An 18,824-nucleotide genomic window follows, 5' to 3' on the forward strand; every position below is an offset into this window, starting at 1 on the left:
CCTCAATCGAAAGCTGTTAGTTGGCGGGAGCCGGCTCGGCCGCCCCTGCCTTGGCACCGCCGTCCGCACCGCCTTCGGCCCGCGGGCCATTCGGCGAGACGGCCATGCGGAATATCCCCTTCTTCGCCTCGGCGAACGGGAAGATCTCGTCCTTCACCGAGCGCAGCCACTTCTCGATCTCGGCCTCAAGGCGGTGAATCAGCGGCTGCTGCGCCGGATCCTCGACCAGATTCTTCATCTGGAACGGGTCGGCGACATTGTCGAAGAGCAGCCAGCGGCCGGTATCGCCCATCACATACGTGTGAGTCCGCGTGCGGATGCCGCGATAGGGCGGGCAATAGCCGGGGCGCGCCTGGCGGGCGGCGGCCTGCGCGCCCTTAAGCTTGGCGCCGGCACCTTCATTCTGGCTGATCAGGAAGACATGCTCGGGCTCCTGGATCGCCTTGCCGCGCATCGCATCCGAAAGGTCGCGCCCGGCGCAGTGCTTCGGGACCGGAACACCGGCCAGACCGCACAGGGTCGGATAGATGTCGACCGCCGAGAACAGCACGTCGGACTTCTGCCCGGCGCGCGTTACGCCGGGATAGCGGATGAAGAACGGCACGCGGCAGCTCTCCTCGAAGGGCACGCGCTTGCCCATCAGGCCCTGCGAACCCATCATCTCGCCGTGATCCGACGTGTAGATGACGATCGTGTCGTCCGCCATGCCGGTCTCTTCGAGCGCCTTGAGCACCCGGGCGAATTCCTCGTCGATGCTGGTGATCGAGCCGTGATAGCCCTGCGCAGCCTTGCTCAGCGCCCGGCCGGTGCGGACGCCCTTATGGATGTCCGCGGCCTTGGGCAGGATCTGGACGTTCGGCCGGGTGGGCTGCATGTCGTCGGGATAGAGATCGCGCTTCTCGGGCGGGGGATCGAAGGGCGGATGCGGCGGGTTCCAGGAGAGCACCAGGAACCAGGGCTTCTCCTTGTCCTGCGCCTTGAGGAAAGTGATCGCCTCGTCGGTCATCCGGGTCGGCTGCCAGCCCTCGGGGAAGATCTTCTCGCCCGTCTCCTGGTCAAACGTCCAGCTATGGTAGTGGTCGTTGGTGTTGCCCCAGACGTGCCAGTCCTCGAAGCCCATGCGGTATGGGCCCTTGGGGATGAACCGGAAATCCTCGCCGCCGACCTTGTCCTGTCCGTGGATGTGCCATTTGCCGACATAGCCGGTGTGATAGCCGGCCTGGCGGAAAGTCTCGCCGAGCGGACCAACTTTGGGATTGAGGATGTCCTCATTGCCCAGCACGCCGCTCTGCTGCGGATACATCCCACTCATGAAGATCGCGCGGTACGGCGTGCACAGCGGATAATTTGAGACGCACTTGTTCATCGAGCAGTTCTGCGCCCGGAATGCCGCCAGGTTCGGCGCCATCGCCTGATTATAGGCCTCGCCGGGCAGAGAGCAGGCGCGGTGCTGGTCGCTGAACACATAGAGCAGGTTCGGCCTGCGCGTCTTGGGCGCCGGTTTGGCCTCGAGCCCCGTCGTGGTGAGGGCAGCCGCGGCGGCGGTGCCCGACATCAGGAAGTCTCTGCGCTTCATGCTCACTCTCCAAAATCCCGCGTCATTTCACCGAACCCGGCCCGAAGGACGGCGGCACGTCGCCGGCACCCGCGCCCCAGGCCTTGTTCGGCGTGCCGGACAGCTGGAAGGCCAGCACGCCGCCCTTGGCGATGAAGTCCGCCGGCAACCACGACTTGCTCCAGGGCTTGCCGCCATAGGTGAGCCCGGTGACATAAGGCGCAGCCAGCGCGGCGCCGCTGCCGCGGATCGTGATCGTCGCCCCACCCGGCCGGCGGATCACCGCCTCGGGAAACAGCGGGCTGCCGATGACCAGTTCCGAGCGCCCCGGATAGAGCGGATAGAAGCCGAGCGCGGAGAAGACGTACCAGGACGACATCTGCCCGAGATCGTCATTGCCCGAGATGCCGTTCGGCGCATTGGTCCAGATCTGCCGCTGCGCGGTCCGCACGATCGCCTGGGTCTTCCACGGCTCGCCGAGGAAATTGTACAGCCAGGGTTGACCAATTGAGGGCTCATTGCCGAGCTCGGGATGGAGGCGCCCGGCCTTTTCGCGGGCATTGGGGCCGTCATCGGTGCTGGTGACGACCCATTCGCCCTTATCGTTCTGGAAATAGCGATCGAGCCGCTTCCGCGCCGTCTCGGTACCGCCGAGTATCTCGAACAGCCCGGCGGGATCGAAGGGCATCATCCAGAGATATTGCGCGGCACTCCCCTCGACAAAGCCGTCGCCGGTGCCCGGCTGGAAGGCCGGCCAGCTGCCATCGGCGTTGCGCTGCTGGATATAGCCACCCTCGGGCGTCGCCTTGGGATTGAACTGGTTGCGCCACCAGCCGGCGCGCGCGCGGAACTTGGCGACATTGGCAGTGTCGCCCGCCTGGCGGGCCAACTCGCTCACACCGAAGTCCGCCGCGGCATATTCAAGCGTGGTCGCCGCCGCGCCCCAGACCGGAGAGCCGACGGGCATGTAGTTGTGCTGCAACCACAGATCGAGGCCGGGGCGCTGGCCGAGGCCGTTCTTCGGCCCGTCCTTCCTGAGGTCGAGCGCGGTCGGCACCGTCGCCGCCTTGAGCAGCGAGGCATAGGCCGATTTGTGATCAAACATCGTGCCGCCAAAGGCGTGGATCGCCGCAACGGTGGGCGGTGCGGGATCGCCGTTCATCACCTGGGTGGCGCCGGTGATATGCGTCCAGCGGTCCCACACGCCGCCATTCTGATCGGCCTGGTTGAGCAGCGACTGGGCGAAATCGGAGCCGACGCGCGGATCGACCAAAGTCACCAGCTGGACCTGCGAGCGATAGACGTCCCAGCCCGAATAATTGCCGTATTGCGCCTTCTGGAACTTCGAGACACGGTGGATCTGCTTGTCGAAGCCCGAGTAACGGCCGTCGACATCGCTCAGCAGGGTCGGGTGGATCAGCGAATGATAGAGCGCGGTGTAGAACACCGTGCGCTCGTCCTTGCCGCCGCCCTTGATCGCGATGCGGCCGAGCATCTCGTTCCAGCTGGCGCGGCCGCGCTGCTGGACCTGCTCGAGCGTGGTGCCCGCCGGGTTCTCGGCGGCAAGATTGGCGCTGGCGCCGGCTTCGTCGACATAGGAAATTCCGACGCGCATGTTGACGGCCTTTGCGGCCCTGGGGTCGAAGCTGATCCAGCCGCCCGAGCCCTTGCCGACCGGAAGCACCTTGCCATAGCCGGTGCCACCCTTTGCGGTGGTGGTGCCGGGGCGAACGCTGTCATTTTCCCAGGTGCCGCCGACGGCGAAGGGCTGGTCGAACTCGGCGATGAAGTGGAGCTTGTAATAGCTGACCTGGCGCTGTGGCTGCTGGCCGCAGAAATTGCCGCTGGCCACCCAGCCCTTCACGGTGCGCTTCGCCGCGTCGATCTCGACATAGGCGTCGCCGCTGCCGACTTCGGAGGCCGAGGCGCGGATCATCAGGTTGGCGGGCTTGTCCGCCGGGAAGCTGAAGCGCGCCGAGCCGGTGCGCAAAGTCGCGCCGAGATCGACGGTCACGCCATTGTCCATCGCGACCTTGTACTTGCCCGGCAGCGCTGTCTCGCGATCATGGCTGAAGCTGCTCGTGTAGCGCTTCACCGAGCTCGCCAGTTCGGGTGACTGGTCGATCGGAATGGTGACCGGCATGAACGGAATATCGCCGCTCGCGCCCTGGCAGCCGCCGCCCATCATATGGGTCATGCTGAAGCCGCGCATCAGCGTGGCGTTCCACTCATAGCCGTTGGTCAGCGTTGGGAATTTGTTGCCTTCCATCGGCACCTGCTCGGGGCTGAACCCGACCATGCCGAAAGGCAGCACCGCGCCGGGAAACTCATTGCCCTCATTGGTGGTACCGATGAAGACATTGACCTCGGCGGCCGGATCCGCCGCCTTCGACGCGGTCTGCGCCTGTGCGATCGGTGCGGCGAGCGCGGCAGTAAGCATCAGCCCCTGATGAAGGGGACGCAGGGTAGCGCGCATCAATCTCTCCAAATCGGATGGCGACCAACCCGATCGCCTCTCTTCTCATGCAAATGTCGCAAGACTATCCCAGCGATCAGATCGGTCGCGTTCGCCCCGCTGCTTCGGCCTGCTTCAGCTTCTTGGTCAGCCGTTCGACGATATCGGGCCGGGCGTGCCACAGATTGTTGAGCTCGCCCGGATCGGACTTGAGATCATAGAGCTGGACCGTCGGCCCGCCCGGCACCGGATCGGCGCTGTCGGGCAGGCTGAACCCGCCCGAGCCAAGGCCCATCTCTAGCTTCCAGCTGCCTTCGCGGATGCTGCGCAGGCCCTTGCCCGATTCGTGGATGATGGTCTCGCGGATCGGCTTCTTGTTACGTCCCTCGAGCAACGGCAGCGCGTTGAAGCTGTCCTCGGCGGCGTCGCTGGGCAGCTTCTGGCCGGTGACCGCAGCGACCGTTGCCATGAAATCGGTGAGCGACAGCATCTCGTTTGAGACGCTGCCGGGGGCAACATGGCCGGGCCATTTGACGATGCACGGGATGCGGTGACCGCCTTCCCACACGTCCGACTTGCGGCCCCGCCAGTCGGCATTGGCGCGGTGGCCATATTGCTCGATCCGCACATCGTCCCAGGGCGCGCCATTGTCGCTGGTGAAATAGATCAGCGTGTCGCCGGCGATCCCGGCATCCTCGATCGCGGCGAGGACTTTTCCGACCATCGCATCGGTCTGGTAGACATAGTCGCCATAATCGCCGGCGCGCGACTTGCCCTTGTACTCGGGCAGCGGCAGCCAGGGATTGTGCGGCGAGGTCAGCGCGAAATAGAGGAAGAAGGGCTCGGCCTTCTTCGCCTGGCGGTTGACGATCTCGATCGCCTTGTCGGTGAAGTCCGGCAGCACCTGCTCGAACTTGAACCCCGGCGCCATCGCACCGCCGCCGCGATGATAGCCGAGATTGCCCCGGCCGCCATTGGCCGCGCCGCCTTCCTTGCCCGCAGCCTCGATCTTGTCGGTCGCCGGGGTCACCAGATGGTCGTTCTCGAAATAGGCATAGGGCGGCATGTCGAGCGACGCGGCCAGCCCGAAATAATAGTCGAACCCGTGATCGGTCGGCGCCGGGTGGAAGGGCTTGGAGAAATCCGTCTTTGGCTGATCACCGAGGCCGAGATGCCATTTGCCGACACCGGCGGTGTAATAGCCGGCCTTCTTCAGCATGCCCGCCACGGTCAGCCTGCCCTGCTTGATCAGCGAGGGCGCGTAGCCGGTCAGCGCACCCGACTTGTCGCTGTTGCGCCACGGATATTGGCCGGTGAGGATCGAGTAGCGGCTGGGCGTGCACACCGCCGACGAGGCGTGCATGTCGTTGAAGCGCATGCCCTGCTTCGCCATGCGATCGAGGTTCGGCGTCGGGATCTTCGAGTTGGGATTATAGGCGGCAATATCGCCCCAGCCCATGTCGTCGACCAGGATGAAGACGATGTTCGGCAGCCGCCGCGGCGCCGCATGCGCCATCGTCGCACTCGCCACCGCGAGTGCCGACGCCCCGCCGATCGCGCCTTGTACGAACCCGCGCCGCCCGACATTCGCCATCACTCAATCCCTCACCTGGTCGCAACCTGTTGCAGCGGCTTTTCACCGCCTGCCCAGCTATCTTATCGTCGGAATATGGCTGGCCGATCTCGGCATCGTCAATAAAATAATTTGTTTTGTTTTATTGCTCTCGGACGGTAAGAAAAGGGTGACGCGGCATGCCCGTGATCCAATAGACATGTGGGAGTAGGATATGACCAGTTTGCGCAATCGATTGCTCGGCATGGCCGCGCTCATCGGCACCGTATCGGTACCCGTTACCGTGGCTCCGGCATCGGCTTTCGCCGGCAAGGGTGCCCGCCCGGCACAGGCGACTCAGCCGCGATCGAAGCCGCGCAACGTGATCTTCATCCTGCTCGACGATCTGCGCTACGACGGCCTCGGCTTCCTGCAGCCGAACATCAAAACGCCCAATATCGACAAGCTGGCGCGTGGCGGCACCTACTTCCCCAACACCGTCGTCACTTCGTCGCTATGCAGCCCGAGTCGCGCGACGATCCTGACTGGCGAGACCGCGCGCAACCACGGCGTGGTCGACAATGGCGGTTCGGACGAGAAGGGCCTGACCTTCTTCCCGTCCTACCTCCAGCAGGCCGGCTACCAGACGGCGTTCATCGGCAAGTGGCACATGGGCAAGGATAGCGATGCCCCCCGCCCCGGCTTCGACAAATGGATCAGCTTCCGCGGCCAGGGCTTCTATTACCCCACCGCCAATCCCATGCAGCGCACGCTCAACGTCGACGGCAAGAGCGTGCCGCAAAAGGGCTATATCACCGACGAGCTGACCGATTACGCGATGGACTGGCTGGAGAAGGGCCGCGACCAGAAGAAGCCCTTTTTCCTCTATCTCAGCCACAAGGCGGTGCACGCCGATCCGCAGCCGGCGAAGCGCTACGAGCACCAGTATGACAACGTCAATTTCGACATCCCGGCGAGCGCCGCCAACACGCCCGAGAATTACAAGGGCAAGCCGATGTGGGTCTATAACCAGCGCAACACCTGGCACGGCCTCGACTTCTTCTACCATCAGGACCGGAAGATGTCGGATTATCTGAAGGACTATTACGCCACGCTCTCCGCGGTGGACGACAGCGTCGGCCGGGTGATGGCCTACCTCAAGAAGAACGGGCTCGAGAAGGACACGCTGGTCGTGTTCACCGCGGACAATGGCTACCAGATCGGCGACCACGGCCTGATCGACAAGCGCACCGCCTATGAGCCTTCGGTGCGCGTGCCGATGGTGATGTACGAGCCGGGCACCGTCCCCGCCGGCGTGGTCAACACCGGTCGCCTGCGCAACCTCGACTATGCGCCGACCTTCCTCGACCTTGCCGGCGCGCCGCGCCCGAAGCAGTTCGAGGGCGTCAGCGCCTGGCCGCTGATCACCGGCCAGACCCCGGCGAGCGAATGGAAGGCACCGGACTTCGTCTATGAGTATTTCTGGGAATGGTCGTTCCCGATGACGCCGACCACCTTCGCGATCGAGCGCGGCAATCTGAAGTATATTCAGTATTACGGCGTCTACGACACCGAGGAGCTGTACGACGTCAGCAAGGATCCGAACGAGATGAACAATCTCATCGCCGATCCGGCCTATCGCGCCAAGACCAACGAGTTGCGCGAGGCGCTGTACCAGCAGCTCGCCAACAGCGACGGCCAGCACAAGATCCCGTTCGGCTTCCGCAACCGCGAAGGCAACGTCCAGCGCCATGAGGGCGGCATCGGCTCGGCGCCGTTCCCCGAGCGGTGGAGCATCCCCTACAAGACCAAGGGCGACGCCGAACATAATTGATCGCACTGACGGGCGGCGTTTCCTCAGGAACGGCGCCCGTTTTGCACCCAGGGATATTCAGCGGAGATCGACGATGCGGATCCGATATGCGAGCACGGCAGCAGCATTGGCCCTGATGGCCTTCACCGGCCCCGGCCATGCACAGAACGCCCCAGCCCCAGCAGCAGCCCCGCCGCGCGCGCCAGCACCCCATGGCGCCCGGCCGAACATCGTCTTCATCCTGGTCGACGACATGGGCTGGCGCGACCTGGGCGTCACCGGATCGACCTTCTACGAGACCCCAGCGATCGACGCGCTGGCGCGCGACGGGATGCGCTTCACCAACGCCCATTCCGCCTATCCGCGCTGCGTGCCCTCGCGCTACGCGATCCTCACCGGACGCAACCCCGCGCGCGGTCAGGTCCCCGGTGGCCCGGAATCGATCAAGGCCTCGGACTATACGATCGCCGAGGCGCTGCACGACAATGGCTATGCGACGTTCTTCGCGGGCAAGTGGCATGAGGGCAAGACGCCCGCCACCCAGCCCCAGGCGCAGGGTTTCGACATCAATATCGGCGGCAGCTCGGCCGGGATGACCGGCACGCATTTCTTCCCCTACAACGCCGGCAAGCACATCCTCGGACCGGGGCTCGAGACCGGCAAGCCGGGCGAATATCTCGCCGACCGGCTGACCGACGAGACGATCAAGTTTCTCGACGAGCATCAGCGCACCAAGCCTGACCAGCCCTTCCTCGTTTATCTCTCGCACTACGGCGTCCACACGCCGCTCGAGGGCAAGCCCGAGCTCGTCGAGAAGTTCAAGAAGAAGCTCGCGGCAATGGGTGGACCCAAGCCCGACGGTTATCTGCAGCGCGACGGCGAGACCAAGAAATATCAGGACGACCCCGTCTACGCCGCGATGATCGCGAGCATCGACGAAAGCGTCGGCCGCGTCCGCGCCGAGCTGGAACGCCTCGGCATCGCCGACAACACGCTGATCGTCTTCACCTCGGACAATGGCGGGCTTTCGAACCGTGGCGAGCACACCAAGAGCGAACGCCCGACCAGCAACCTGCCGCTGCGTGCCGGCAAGGGACATGATTATGAGGGCGGCCTGGCGATCCCGATGATCGTCCGCTGGCCGGGCCATACCAAGGCTGGCAGCGTGACCAGCCAGTTCACCGTCAACAGCGATCACTATCCGTCGCTGCTTGCCGCAGCCGGGCTGCCGCTGCAGCCCAAGGTGCATGTCGACGGCATCTCGTATTTGCCGGTGCTTGCGGGCGGGAAGATGCCGGCCGACCGCATCATCTATTGGTACAGCCCACGCCCGCGCACTCGCCAGACCGGCGACAAGGTGAGCGGCGCGATCCGGATCGGCGACTGGAAATATTATCTGAGCTTCGATCCCTCGGTGCCGAGCGAGCTCTTCAACCTCGCCACCGACCCCTATGAGAAGACCGACCTGTCGGCGAAGCAGTCTGCCAGGGCGGCCGATCTCAAGGGCAAGCTGACTGCCTGGCTCGCCTCGGTCCATGCGCTCGCCCCGGTGCCAGAGGCAGCGCCGGGCGAGAAGGTGGGCAAGAAGGGCAAGCGCGGCGAGAAAGCCGGCGGGGACGACGACGATTGAGGTTCTTGTACGCCTCCTAAAAACCGTCACCCCGGCCTTGTGCCGGGGTCCACCGGGAGGCGAATTCTGGACAAGAGGCGCTTGCCCAGCACCTGCGGCGCAGTGGCCCCCGGCACAATGCCGGGGTGACGAAGAAGCAAGTTAGTCCCGTCGCTTTTGCGCGAGCTGATCGAGCAGTTCGTACTGCGCCCGGTCGGCGGCGGGCTTTGCCTGGGGCTTGACCCCCGGCCTGACCTGCAGGTGCATCACCTTATAGCCAGCCTTCGGGCTGTAACGCGGCCAAACCGGCAGGCCCGGGCCGTTGGGATCACCCTTCTTGGCGAAGTTGCTCCAATAGGAGGTCATGATGTCGCTCATCGCCTGGTGATCGGCGTTCCACGGCAGGTTGCGCGCGGAGAGGTTGCCGAACACGAAGGTGATGTCCGAGGCGTGGTGGGTGCCGCGCGGCCTTTTGCCCGGTTCCTGCGGGATCGGCTGATCGAAGCGATAGCGATAGACCGGCGCGCCGCCGGTCTTCCCCTGCAGTTCGATCCACTTCCAGGTCGAGTAGGTGATGAACAACGCGCTGGCGAGGTCGTGCGCCGAGGTCTCGATCTGCTCGGGCGTATCGCCGGGGAACAGCTTGCGCACCGCAGGCGCATCGGCGCCGAAATCCTCGTCGAGCTTCTTGAGGTAGTTCTCCTGGGTCGGCTCCAGGTTCTGGAAATACTGGTAGGAGCGATGCTCGTCGGCATTCCAGCCCGCCAGCAGCGGGACATGCGCCTGCTTGCCCGCGGCATAGATCGCCATCGGGTCTTCGGGGAAGAAATAGCCGTCCACATTCGGCCAGAATTGCAGGCCCTTCTTCGCCTTCGTCGCCTGGATGATCTGGTCGGTGGACATTGCGCGCAGTGCAGCGAGGTTCGACGCGCCGGCCGCCTGGGCGAAGGCTTCGCCGGTCTTTCCGGTCTCTGTCGCGGGCTTCATCCGCGTCTGCCATTCGGCGATGCCGCCACTCTCGCCGATCGCCCGGTTGAACAGCCCCTTCGACACCGGCGACGCCATCTGCGCGCTGACCGAGATCGATCCGGCTGACTCCCCGAAGATCGTGACATTGTTCGGATCGCCGCCAAAGGCCGCGATGTTCTTGCGCACCCAGGCCAGTGCTGCAGCCTGGTCGAGCAGGCCGTAATTGCCCGAGGCGTGGTGCGGCGATTCCTGGATCAGCTCGGGGTGCGAGAAGAAGCCGAACACGCCCAGCCGGTAGTTCATACTGACGACAATCACGCCCTTGTGCGCGAGCGCCGCACCGTCCTGCCGTGGCTCGGACGAGCCGCCGCCCTGGAAGCCGCCGCCATAGATCCAGACCATCACCGGCAGCTTCGCCCTGGCGGACGCAGCGGAGGTCCAGACGTTCAGATAGAGGCAGTCCTCGCTCTGCTGGGGATCGCGGAAGACCATGTCGTCGAACCCGCCGCCCTGCACGCAGCGATTGCCGAAGCTCGTCGCCTTGCGGACGCCGGTCCAGGCGGCTTCGGCCTGGGGTGGCTGCCAGCGAAGCGCGCCGACCGGGGGCTTGGCATAGGGAATGCCGGCAAAGACGCGGACCTTGCCATCCGGGCTGACCGAGCCCTCGACCGTGCCGGAAGCGGTCTGCGCCGTCGGCAACTGTTGTGCCGCGGCGGGCATTGCCACAGCCAGCGCGATGATTGCGGCTCCGCACCGCCAGACCCCGTTGCCCATCAGATCCCTCCCGTTGGTGATTGCGCTTATTTCGATTTCGGCCCGAAGGAGGGCGGCAGATCCTTGTCCGCAGCGCCCCAACTCGTGTTCGGCTTGTCCGACAGCTCGAAGCCGAGCGTGCCGCCTTTGGCGAGGAAGCTCTCCGGCAACCACGATTTGGACCAGGGCTTGCCGTTATAGGTCAGCGACTGGACATAGGGCGCATTGGTGCCCGCACCGTTGCCGAGGATCGTGATCGTCGCGCCCGGGCGCGAGACCACTGCCTTGCGGAACAACGGGCTGCCCAGGATCAGCTCGCCGCGCCCCGGATAGAGCGGGTACATGCCGAGCGCCGAGAAGACATACCAGGACGACATCTGGCCGAGATCGTCATTGCCCGAGATGCCGCCGGGGCTGTTGGTCCAGATCTGGTTGAGCGCCGTGCGGACGATCGCCTGGGTCTTCCAGGGCTGGCCGAGGAAATTGTAGAGCCACGGATCCCCGATCGACGGCTCGTTGCCCAGCTCGGGATGCTCCTTCCCTGCCCCTTCCTTGGTCTCGGGATCGGTGATGATCCAATTGCCCTTCTCGTCCTTGAAATAGGCGTCGAGGCGGGCGGTTGCGGTTTCCCTGCCGCCCATCATCTCGAACAGGCCCACCGGATCGTGGGGGATCATCCAGAGATATTGCGCGGCGCTGCCCTCGACAAAGCCCTCGCCGGTGCCGGGCTCGAAATCGGGCCAGCTGCCATCGGCGTTGCGCAGCTGGATATAGCCGCCCTTCGGGCTCGCCTTGGGATTGTAGAGGTTGCGCCACCAGCCCGCGCGCTCGCGGAACTTGCGGACATTGGCGGTGTCGCCGACCCGCCGCGCCAGCTCGCCCACACCGAAATCGGCGGCGGCATATTCGAGCGTCGTCGCCGCTGCCCCCCACACGGCAGCGTCCGCCGGCAGGTAATGGAGCTTCAGCCACTGATCGAGGCCCGGACGCTGGCCATAGCCGTTGCGCTGGCCGCCGCGCTTCACATCGAGCGCGGTCGGCACGGTGGCCGCCTTGAGCAGCGAGGCATAGGCCGATTTGAGATCGAACTTGTCGCCGCCAAAGGCATGGATCGCCGCGACCGAGGGTGGCGACGGATCGCCGTTCATCACGCCGGTCGCGCCAGTGATATGCGTCCAGCGGTCCCACACGCCGCCATTCTGATCGGCCTGATTGAGCAGTGACTGGGCGAAGTCCGACCCGACCTGCGGATCGAGCAGAGTCACCAGCTGCACCTGCGAGCGATAGACGTCCCAGCCCGAGAAATTGGCGTATTGCGCCTTCTGGAATTTGGAGACGCTGTGCACCTGCTTGTCGAAGCCGGTGTAGCGGCCGTCGACATCGCTGTAGATCGTCGGGTGGATCACCGAATGGTAGAGCGCGGTGTAGAAGACGGTGCGCTCGTCGGGCGTCCCGCCTTCAATCGCGATCTTGCCGAGCTGGGCATTCCAAATGTCGCGCGCCTGCTTGCGGACCTGCTCGAGCGTGGTGCCCGCCGGGCTCTCCGCAGCCAGGTTCGCGCGCGCGCCGGCCTCGTCGACATAGGAGATGCCGATGCGGACATCGACCGGTTTCTTCGCGCCGCGGAACGAGATCCAGCCGCCCGATCCCTTGCCGAGCGGGGGCGCCGGATAGTCGCCATAGCTGGTGCCGCCGCTGGCGCTCGTCGCGCCGGCCTTGAGCACCTCATTCTCCCAGGTGCCGCCGACCTGGAATGCCTGGTCGAACTCGGCGACGAAGTGCAGCGTGTAATAGCTGCGGCGCTTCTCCGGGGACTGGCCGCAGAAATTGCCGCTCGTCACCCAGCCCTTCACGGTGCGAGTGGCGGCATCGATCTCGATATGCGCGTCGCTGCTGCCGACTTCGGACGCGGAGGGACGGATCAGCAGGTTGGCGAAGCGGCCAGCCGGCCAGGTGAAGCGCGCAAAGCCGGTGCGCTGGGTAGCGCTGAGGTCGACCTGCACGCCGTTCTTCATCTTGACGCTATAGGCGCCCGGCGAGGCGCTCTCGTCGGCATGGCTGAAGCCGCTGGTGAAGGCGGTCTGCGACACCGAGAGCTCGGGCGAGCGATCGACATTGACGGTGACCGGCATGAAGGGGATGTCGCCACCCGAGCCCGCGCATCCCGCACCCATCATATGGGTGAGCGAGAAGCCCTTCATGCCCGTCGCGTTCCACTCATAGCCGTTCGACAGCACCGGCCATTTGCTGCCGGGCATCGCAACTTGTTCGGGGCTGAACGCGACCATGCCATAGGGCAGCACCGCACCGGGGAAGTTCTTGCCCTCGTTGGTGGTCCCGATGAACGTGTTCACTTCGCCCGCCGGATCGCGCGGGGCGTTGTCCGCCTCCTGCGCGCCCGCCGCCGTTCCGATGGCCAACAGGCCTAGCAGCCCTATCCGCGAAGCAAACTTACCCATTCATCCCCTCCGTAAATCAGGGGGACGGGCTTTTGCCCGTTCCCCCTTGTTCGATCGGCCCGGATCAGAGCCGGACGCGGACGCCGACCGTGTAGGTCGTCTCGTCATAGAGCGTCGAATAGCTCAGGCCCCTGAGGCCGTTGTAATTATAGTAATCGAGCGTTCGGCTCCCGAGGATGTTGGTGCCGCCGACATCGATGCGGATTGCCTGGTTGATGTCGTAGCCGATGCTGAAATCGAGCCGCCCTGCCCCGCGGGTGTAGACGAGCGCCGGCGCAGGCACGAGCGGCGGGAGCGGTGTGCCCGACAAATTCCCGGTCACCGGAGCCGACGGATCGATGGGTCGGAGGGTGGGCTGCGCCGTCCGGTCGACATCGAAATAGTTCGACCGCCACGTATAGACCAGCCGCCCGCTCAGCCCGAACTTCTCGTAGAGCAGACCGGCGGTGTAGTTGTATTTCGACACGCCCTGCAGCGGGAAGCCCGCCAGCGGATCGTTGCCGCCGATCTTCGAATCCGAAATGGTAAAAGAGCCCTGCGCGCCGAAGCCGCTCAGCGCACCGGGCAGGAAGTCGAAGAAATACTGGCCGCTGAGCTCGATGCCCTTGAGCTTGGCCTCGCCGACATTGCGCGGCCGCGAGATCGCGTAGTCGATGCCGGCATAGCTCTCGACCTTTGCGCCGGTGATCACGCGATCATGGATGTTGCGGTAATAGCCGGCGAGCGCGACATAGCCCTTGCCGATATAATATTCGAGCGTGGCGTCGAAGCTCTCGGATCGCTGGTCCTTGAGGTTCGGATTGCCTGCCGTGCCCGTGCTCTGCACAAGGTTGTTGAACGACTGGCGCAGCGTCGTCGCCGGATTCAGATCGGGGAAATCGGGGCGGCGGATCGACTTGGAGTAGCTGAGGCGCGACTGGAAGGCACCGTCGCGGAAACGCATCGTGCCGACCGGCAGCACATTCCAGTTGGTCGTATCCGAATGGAGCGGCGCGTAGGTCGTGGTCGCGCCGGAGGTCACGGCCTGGAAACCATCATATACGCGGTGCGCCTGGATCACGCGCACACCGATCACGCCGTCGATCGTCGCATCGCCACCCAGCGGTACTTCATATTCGGCCTGGGCATAGCTGGCGAAGGTCCGCTCCTTCGCGTCGAACCGGCGGCCCGGATCATAGCCCGGGCGGCCGAGCGGCAGCTTGAAGATGGGCCGGATCAGGTCGAGATTGCTCTCGGATAGCAGGAAGTCGGTGCTGGGCACCAGCGCGCGACCGCCATTGTTGAGATCGGGCGTGGGCGCCGACAGCGTCAGGAAGTTGCCGGGCAGGCCGAGCGTGCTCAACTTGACGACATTGGCCTCGTTGGTGCCGAAATTGGGCGAACCGTTGCCGGCGGGTGCCGGCAGGGGCGTGCTCGACTGGACCGACTGGAAGGCCGCGACGCGATTGGCGTAGCGCGCGCCGGCGCTGAGCTTTTTCAGCACGCTGCCGTCGAAGTCCTTGGCCAGATCGATCTTGGTCTGGAAGAGCGTGCCCGAAGCGGTGCTGTAGTTCTGCTGAAAGGCGTTGCGGAGGATCAGGTTGGCGGCGCTCTCCAGCGGACCGCTCGGCGTCGTGTAATGGGGCAGCCCCTCATCGTCGAAGTCGACGGTCATCGTCGCCAGGCGCTGGCCGACATTGATCGTGAAGTCCTGCGTGTCGGTGTCCGAGCGCTGGTACGACAGGTCCACCTTGGCGTGCCAGCCATCCTGGTCATAGACGAAGCCTCCGGCGACCTGCTTGTTGGTCGTCTCGTTGTCGCGCGCGGTGGACGACTGGTTCATCGCCGCGTTGCGGATCGTCATGCTTTTAGGCTGACACAGCGTCTGCACCGAGTTGGCCTCGAGCGTCTGGCGCCCTTGCTGATCGGTGTTGATCGCCGGGTTCTGGCCGGAATTGCTCGCGCGCGTGGTGATGCACTGATTGCCCGGCACCACATCGGTAACCGAGACGATCGCGGTCGTGCCGAAGCTGTTGGTATAGGGCTGGAAGTTGAAGCCCTGCACCGCGCCGCGATCACGGAAGCTGGTGTAGAAGCCCTCGACATAGGCCACCAGCGACGGCGAGGCCTGCCATTGCAGCGCTGCGTTGAGTTCCTTGCGGGTGACCTCGCCGGTCTGCGGCATGTCCTGCATGACGTTGGGCAGGAGCAGGCCGGGCGTGTTGTAGGGCGTCGTCTGCGAGCTGCGGCGATCGACCAGGATGGTCGAGGTGCGAGTATAGCCCTGCTTCGAATAGCTGCCATTCACCAGCACGCCGATCTCGCCGATCCCCGTATCCCAGCGGTCGGTCGCGAGCAGGCCGATCTGCGGCCCGATCCGGTCGTCATAGCGGCCGTAATTGCCGCGCGCGGTGAGCACCACGGTCGGCCTCTTGAACGCGAAAGGCTTGTTGAGCTGGAGGTCGATCGTGCCGGCCAGGCCGCCCTCGATCTGATCGGCGGTCTGCGACTTGGCCACGTCGATCCGGGCAAGCGCCTGGGCGGGCATGTCCTGCAGGTTGAAGCTGCGATCATTGGTCGTGAAGACCTCGCGGCCATCAACCGTGGTCAGGATATCGGGAAGGCCGCGCACCCGGACATCCGCGAGCTCATTGTTGCGATTGACCGACACCAGCACGCCCGGCACGCGCTGCAGCGCGGCGGCGGTGGTCGGATCGGGCAGCTTGCCGATATCGTCCGCGACGATCGAGTCGACGACCTGGAGCGCGTCCCTCTTGATGTCGGCGGCGCGGGTCAGCGAGGACCGGATGCCGGTCACGATAATCTGCTGGTCCTCGGCAACGCCGTCTTCCGGCGCGGTCGCCTGGCCCTGCGTGCCGGAATTCTGGTTCGTTTGCGCCGTCGCGTCGACCGCGGTTTGCGCGTGCGCCGAGCTTACGACCGCAAGCATCGACACCCCAGCCAGGATGCAAATCCTCATCTCACCTCTCCTGATTCTGATCGTTTTCGTCAGATTTTGAAGATGGGTATCACGCAGCAGTGGATATTAAAACAAAATACTTAATTTATAGACCGCGCAAAGGATGCCGCCCCTCACTGAGGGGCGGCGAAAGTGTCTACGGTGTCAGAATTGCGCTGCGGCGCAGCTCGCGAGCACGGGCTCGCCCTGCGCGTTCGGATGCAGCTTATCGAGAGTAATGTTCGGCCGCCACGCGGTCGGCATCGTGGTTCCGCGGACGCAGGCTTCGAAATCGATCACGCCGTCGAACGGCGCCGCTGCACTGCGGATCCAGGCGTTGACGTCGTTGCGGATGTCCTCGGACGCGATCGAATAATAGCCCGACTTGTTGTAGAAGGGGGTCAGCGTGCCCCCGATCACGTTGATCCTCGGCACATGATTATGCGCCCGGGTGACCAGATCGATCATCTTGTCGATGAGCATCTGCGCCGTCGTGTTCGGCGTCTGATTGTTATAATGCCCGACATCGTTGATGCCCTCGAGCAGGATGATCGTCTTCACGCCCGACAGGTTCATCGCGTCATAGCCCCAGCGCTTGTAGAGCGCCGGTGTGATGCCGACCCGGCCCGAACCGTCGTCCAGGCCACCGTCATACAGGATGCGATCGCTTCCGATCCCCGTATTGACCACCGCGAGATGGTCCGTGCTCGCCTGGCCGTTGAGCGTGTTGAACAGCAGGTTCGGCCAGCGGTTGTTCTGGTTGATGTCCGATCCGGTACCATCGGTGATGCTGTCGCCGATCGCGACGACAGCCTGGCTTCCCGCGGGTGCATCGACATCGACAGCCGTGGCGAAATGCCAGGACCGGTAGTTGGTCGGCGTGGTCAGGTTCTTGTTGGCGGCCTGGTTGCCGCTCGCGAAATACGACGTCTGGAACGATTTGAAGTGGCTCGTGTACAGGCTGATCGTCTGCTTCGGCAGGAAGAAGCTGATCGCGAGATCCTCATTGGCGTTGACCGCGAGCGGCGCCGGATCGCTATAGACTTCGGCGCCAGGCGCTATCGTCACCGTCGCTGCCCCACCGTTGAAGGTCAGCGTCTGGCGGCTGGTCGCCAGGATGCTGTCCGCCGTGCCGTCGCGCTTGGCAATGGTCGCCGCATTGATCTTGAGCGATTCCGTGCCGTGCTGGTTGGAGAAGCGCACGCGCACCCGGCTACCGCCGAGCGACATGTGGACGATGTTGCGATAAGTGATCCCGCCAGCGGGAATTGCCTCTCCGGGGGGCGTGTCCTGCGCACCCTCCCCCGCAGCCCAGCTCGCGACCCAGTTCGGAGTCTGCGCAAGCGCCGGCACGGCGACGAACATGCACGCACAGGCCGCCGCGAAATATCTACCAAGTTTCATGATGAATCCCCTGCTGTTGGGTGGCCAACATCCGCCGGTCCACCGCGCACCATCGCGGCCCTCGCAGACGACCGAAGAAACCCCGCCGACGACTATCGGCTGGCTGGACGAACAGGCATTGGCAGGAAGATGCGCACCCCTGCATGGGGTGCGCATCCTTCAGTTAGAAGTCACCGAGACGGTTGGCTTCCCAGGTCCAGGTGCCCCATTTGAGCGGGTCATAGGCAGTCGTGAACGGCGGGGCCCAATGGAGGTCGAACGCCGTGTAGTTCTCGATCGCCGTCGCGGTGATGTTCATCGCCGCCCGCGAGGAGAGCGCGCTCTCCCTTTCGAGGCACGACAGCGCCTCATGCTGCGGCGCGCTCTCATAGTTGATCAGGACCTTGACGCGCCGATAAGCCATCATGTTGGTGATCGTGGTGTTGTTCGGCAGGCCCCAGTTGGTCGCGTCCTTGGTGTGGTCGGGGCAATAGCCCTGCGGCGTGTTCACCTTGGTCAGCCGCACCTGGTAGATCGTCGAATCCAGCTCGGGATTGGTGAACGGGATCGGCTGGTTGTTGATGTCGACCGGCCAGGGATTGAGCATGATGTGCTTGTAGCCAAGGCCGACCGCATAGTTGATCATGCTCTGGATCGCGGCACGACCGCCGGTGCCGCGGTCGAGATAGCCCTGCATGTTCTCGAGCCGGAGATAGTCGGTATAGGGCTTGGCGTTGGCCGCCATCGCCTTGTAGCCGGCGGAGTCGATCCGCTCGCCGGTGTCGGGATCGCCGCCAACGCCGGGGACGATGATGATGCCCCGGGTCTCGGTGATCGAGCGGATGAACGTGTCATATTGCGCGACGTTGGTGACGTTCAGGAAGAACGGCACCAGCGCGGTGACGCCGCCGGGCACCTGGTCCAGCGCGGTGAGCAACTGCGCGTCGGTGTGGTTGAGCGCGGGATCGGAATTGCCCGAAAAGGCCTTTCCTGCGGTCCGCGCGTACACGAAGTGAAGCGGCCGGGAGAACACGCCCGGCGGGACCTGCGCCGAAGCAGGCGTTGCGGTGAACATAGCGACCGGCAGCGCAAGGGCTGCTGAGCAAGCGAGAGTCGTTAAGTGCCGTTTCAAGGTCATGAAAGCTCTCCTCTGTTTTTTTCTAAGGCGTCGCCTCCCTGGTTCCTGGCTCGTTGTGGGTCTGATTTCCCGTTAGCCGAGAGACGCACCGCGTTCGAGCATATGGCGAGCCGTCGATATTAAAAAGCATTTTTGTTTTTCTTTTGGTTCTAAATAAATTAAGTTATTGTAAGAACGATCTAATTACCTGAAACATGAGA

10 protein-coding genes are annotated in these 18,824 nt (G+C 64.3%); 2 read left to right on the forward strand and 8 right to left on the reverse strand.

The genetic code is table 11. The features are described from left to right. Window positions 1–16: 16 nt before the first annotated feature. From HZY97_RS07845 to HZY97_RS07855, 3 genes are all read right to left on the reverse strand, one after another. A complete protein-coding gene (locus tag HZY97_RS07845; protein WP_180142273.1) occupies window positions 17–1,576 on the reverse strand; it encodes a sulfatase in 1,560 nt (519 codons plus the stop codon). A gap of 22 nt (window positions 1,577–1,598) precedes the next feature. Then, complete coding sequence (locus tag HZY97_RS07850; RefSeq protein WP_180142275.1) at window positions 1,599–4,031, reverse strand: GH92 family glycosyl hydrolase; 2,433 nt, start codon at window positions 4,029–4,031, stop codon at window positions 1,599–1,601. Between the two features lie 76 nt (window positions 4,032–4,107). Then, complete coding sequence (locus tag HZY97_RS07855) at window positions 4,108–5,604, reverse strand: arylsulfatase (protein WP_180142277.1); 1,497 nt, start codon at window positions 5,602–5,604, stop codon at window positions 4,108–4,110. Window positions 5,605–5,797: 193 nt separating this feature from the next. On the opposite strand from HZY97_RS07855, the gene HZY97_RS07860 reads away from it, so the two are divergent. Both HZY97_RS07860 and HZY97_RS07865 read left to right on the forward strand, forming a co-directional pair. Continuing rightward, complete coding sequence (locus HZY97_RS07860) at window positions 5,798–7,396, forward strand: sulfatase (protein ID WP_257214954.1); 1,599 nt, start codon at window positions 5,798–5,800, stop codon at window positions 7,394–7,396. Window positions 7,397–7,469: 73 nt separating this feature from the next. Further along, on the forward strand, window positions 7,470–9,005 hold the full coding sequence (locus HZY97_RS07865; protein ID WP_180142279.1) for a sulfatase: 1,536 nt from the start codon (window positions 7,470–7,472) through the stop codon (window positions 9,003–9,005). A gap of 141 nt (window positions 9,006–9,146) precedes the next feature. Here HZY97_RS07865 and HZY97_RS07870 read toward each other — a convergent pair whose 3' ends face one another. The 5 genes from HZY97_RS07870 to HZY97_RS07890 all read right to left on the reverse strand — a co-directional run bounded on the left by HZY97_RS07870 (window position 9,147) and on the right by HZY97_RS07890 (window position 18,561). Further along, entirely contained in the window at window positions 9,147–10,727 is a 1,581-nt protein-coding gene (locus HZY97_RS07870; RefSeq protein WP_218942963.1) for a carboxylesterase/lipase family protein, read from the reverse strand. Window positions 10,728–10,753: 26 nt separating this feature from the next. Continuing rightward, window positions 10,754–13,165: a GH92 family glycosyl hydrolase gene (locus HZY97_RS07875; protein ID WP_180142282.1), complete on the reverse strand. Its 2,412-nt coding sequence runs from the start codon at window positions 13,163–13,165 to the stop codon at window positions 10,754–10,756. A 64-nt stretch (window positions 13,166–13,229) separates the two neighbouring features. Further along, complete coding sequence (locus HZY97_RS07880) at window positions 13,230–16,124, reverse strand: TonB-dependent receptor (RefSeq protein WP_180142284.1); 2,895 nt, start codon at window positions 16,122–16,124, stop codon at window positions 13,230–13,232. 144 nt (window positions 16,125–16,268) lie between these two features. Next, window positions 16,269–17,507: a GDSL-type esterase/lipase family protein gene (locus HZY97_RS07885; RefSeq protein WP_180142286.1), complete on the reverse strand. Its 1,239-nt coding sequence runs from the start codon at window positions 17,505–17,507 to the stop codon at window positions 16,269–16,271. Between the two features lie 163 nt (window positions 17,508–17,670). After that, window positions 17,671–18,561, reverse strand: coding sequence for a hypothetical protein (locus HZY97_RS07890; RefSeq protein WP_180142288.1), 891 nt, complete (start codon window positions 18,559–18,561; stop codon window positions 17,671–17,673). Window positions 18,562–18,824: the final 263 nt, after the last annotated feature.

It is taken from the genome of Sphingomonas sp. R-74633 (assembly GCF_013416555.1).
Lineage (GTDB): Bacteria > Pseudomonadota > Alphaproteobacteria > Sphingomonadales > Sphingomonadaceae > Sphingomonas.

Coding starts and splice junctions, on each gene's coding strand:
- HZY97_RS07845 (WP_180142273.1), bottom strand. CDS start 1,576: ATGAAGCGCAGAGACTTCCTGATGTCGGGCACCGCCGCCGCGGCTGCC.
- HZY97_RS07850 (WP_180142275.1), bottom strand. CDS start 4,031: ATGCGCGCTACCCTGCGTCCCCTTCATCAGGGGCTGATGCTTACTGCC.
- HZY97_RS07855 (WP_180142277.1), bottom strand. CDS start 5,604: ATGGCGAATGTCGGGCGGCGCGGGTTCGTACAAGGCGCGATCGGCGGG.
- HZY97_RS07860 (WP_257214954.1), top strand. CDS start 5,798: ATGACCAGTTTGCGCAATCGATTGCTCGGCATGGCCGCGCTCATCGGC.
- HZY97_RS07865 (WP_180142279.1), top strand. CDS start 7,470: ATGCGGATCCGATATGCGAGCACGGCAGCAGCATTGGCCCTGATGGCC.
- HZY97_RS07870 (WP_218942963.1), bottom strand. CDS start 10,727: ATGGGCAACGGGGTCTGGCGGTGCGGAGCCGCAATCATCGCGCTGGCT.
- HZY97_RS07875 (WP_180142282.1), bottom strand. CDS start 13,165: ATGGGTAAGTTTGCTTCGCGGATAGGGCTGCTAGGCCTGTTGGCCATC.
- HZY97_RS07880 (WP_180142284.1), bottom strand. CDS start 16,124: ATGAGGATTTGCATCCTGGCTGGGGTGTCGATGCTTGCGGTCGTAAGC.
- HZY97_RS07885 (WP_180142286.1), bottom strand. CDS start 17,507: ATGAAACTTGGTAGATATTTCGCGGCGGCCTGTGCGTGCATGTTCGTC.
- HZY97_RS07890 (WP_180142288.1), bottom strand. CDS start 18,561: ATGTTCACCGCAACGCCTGCTTCGGCGCAGGTCCCGCCGGGCGTGTTC.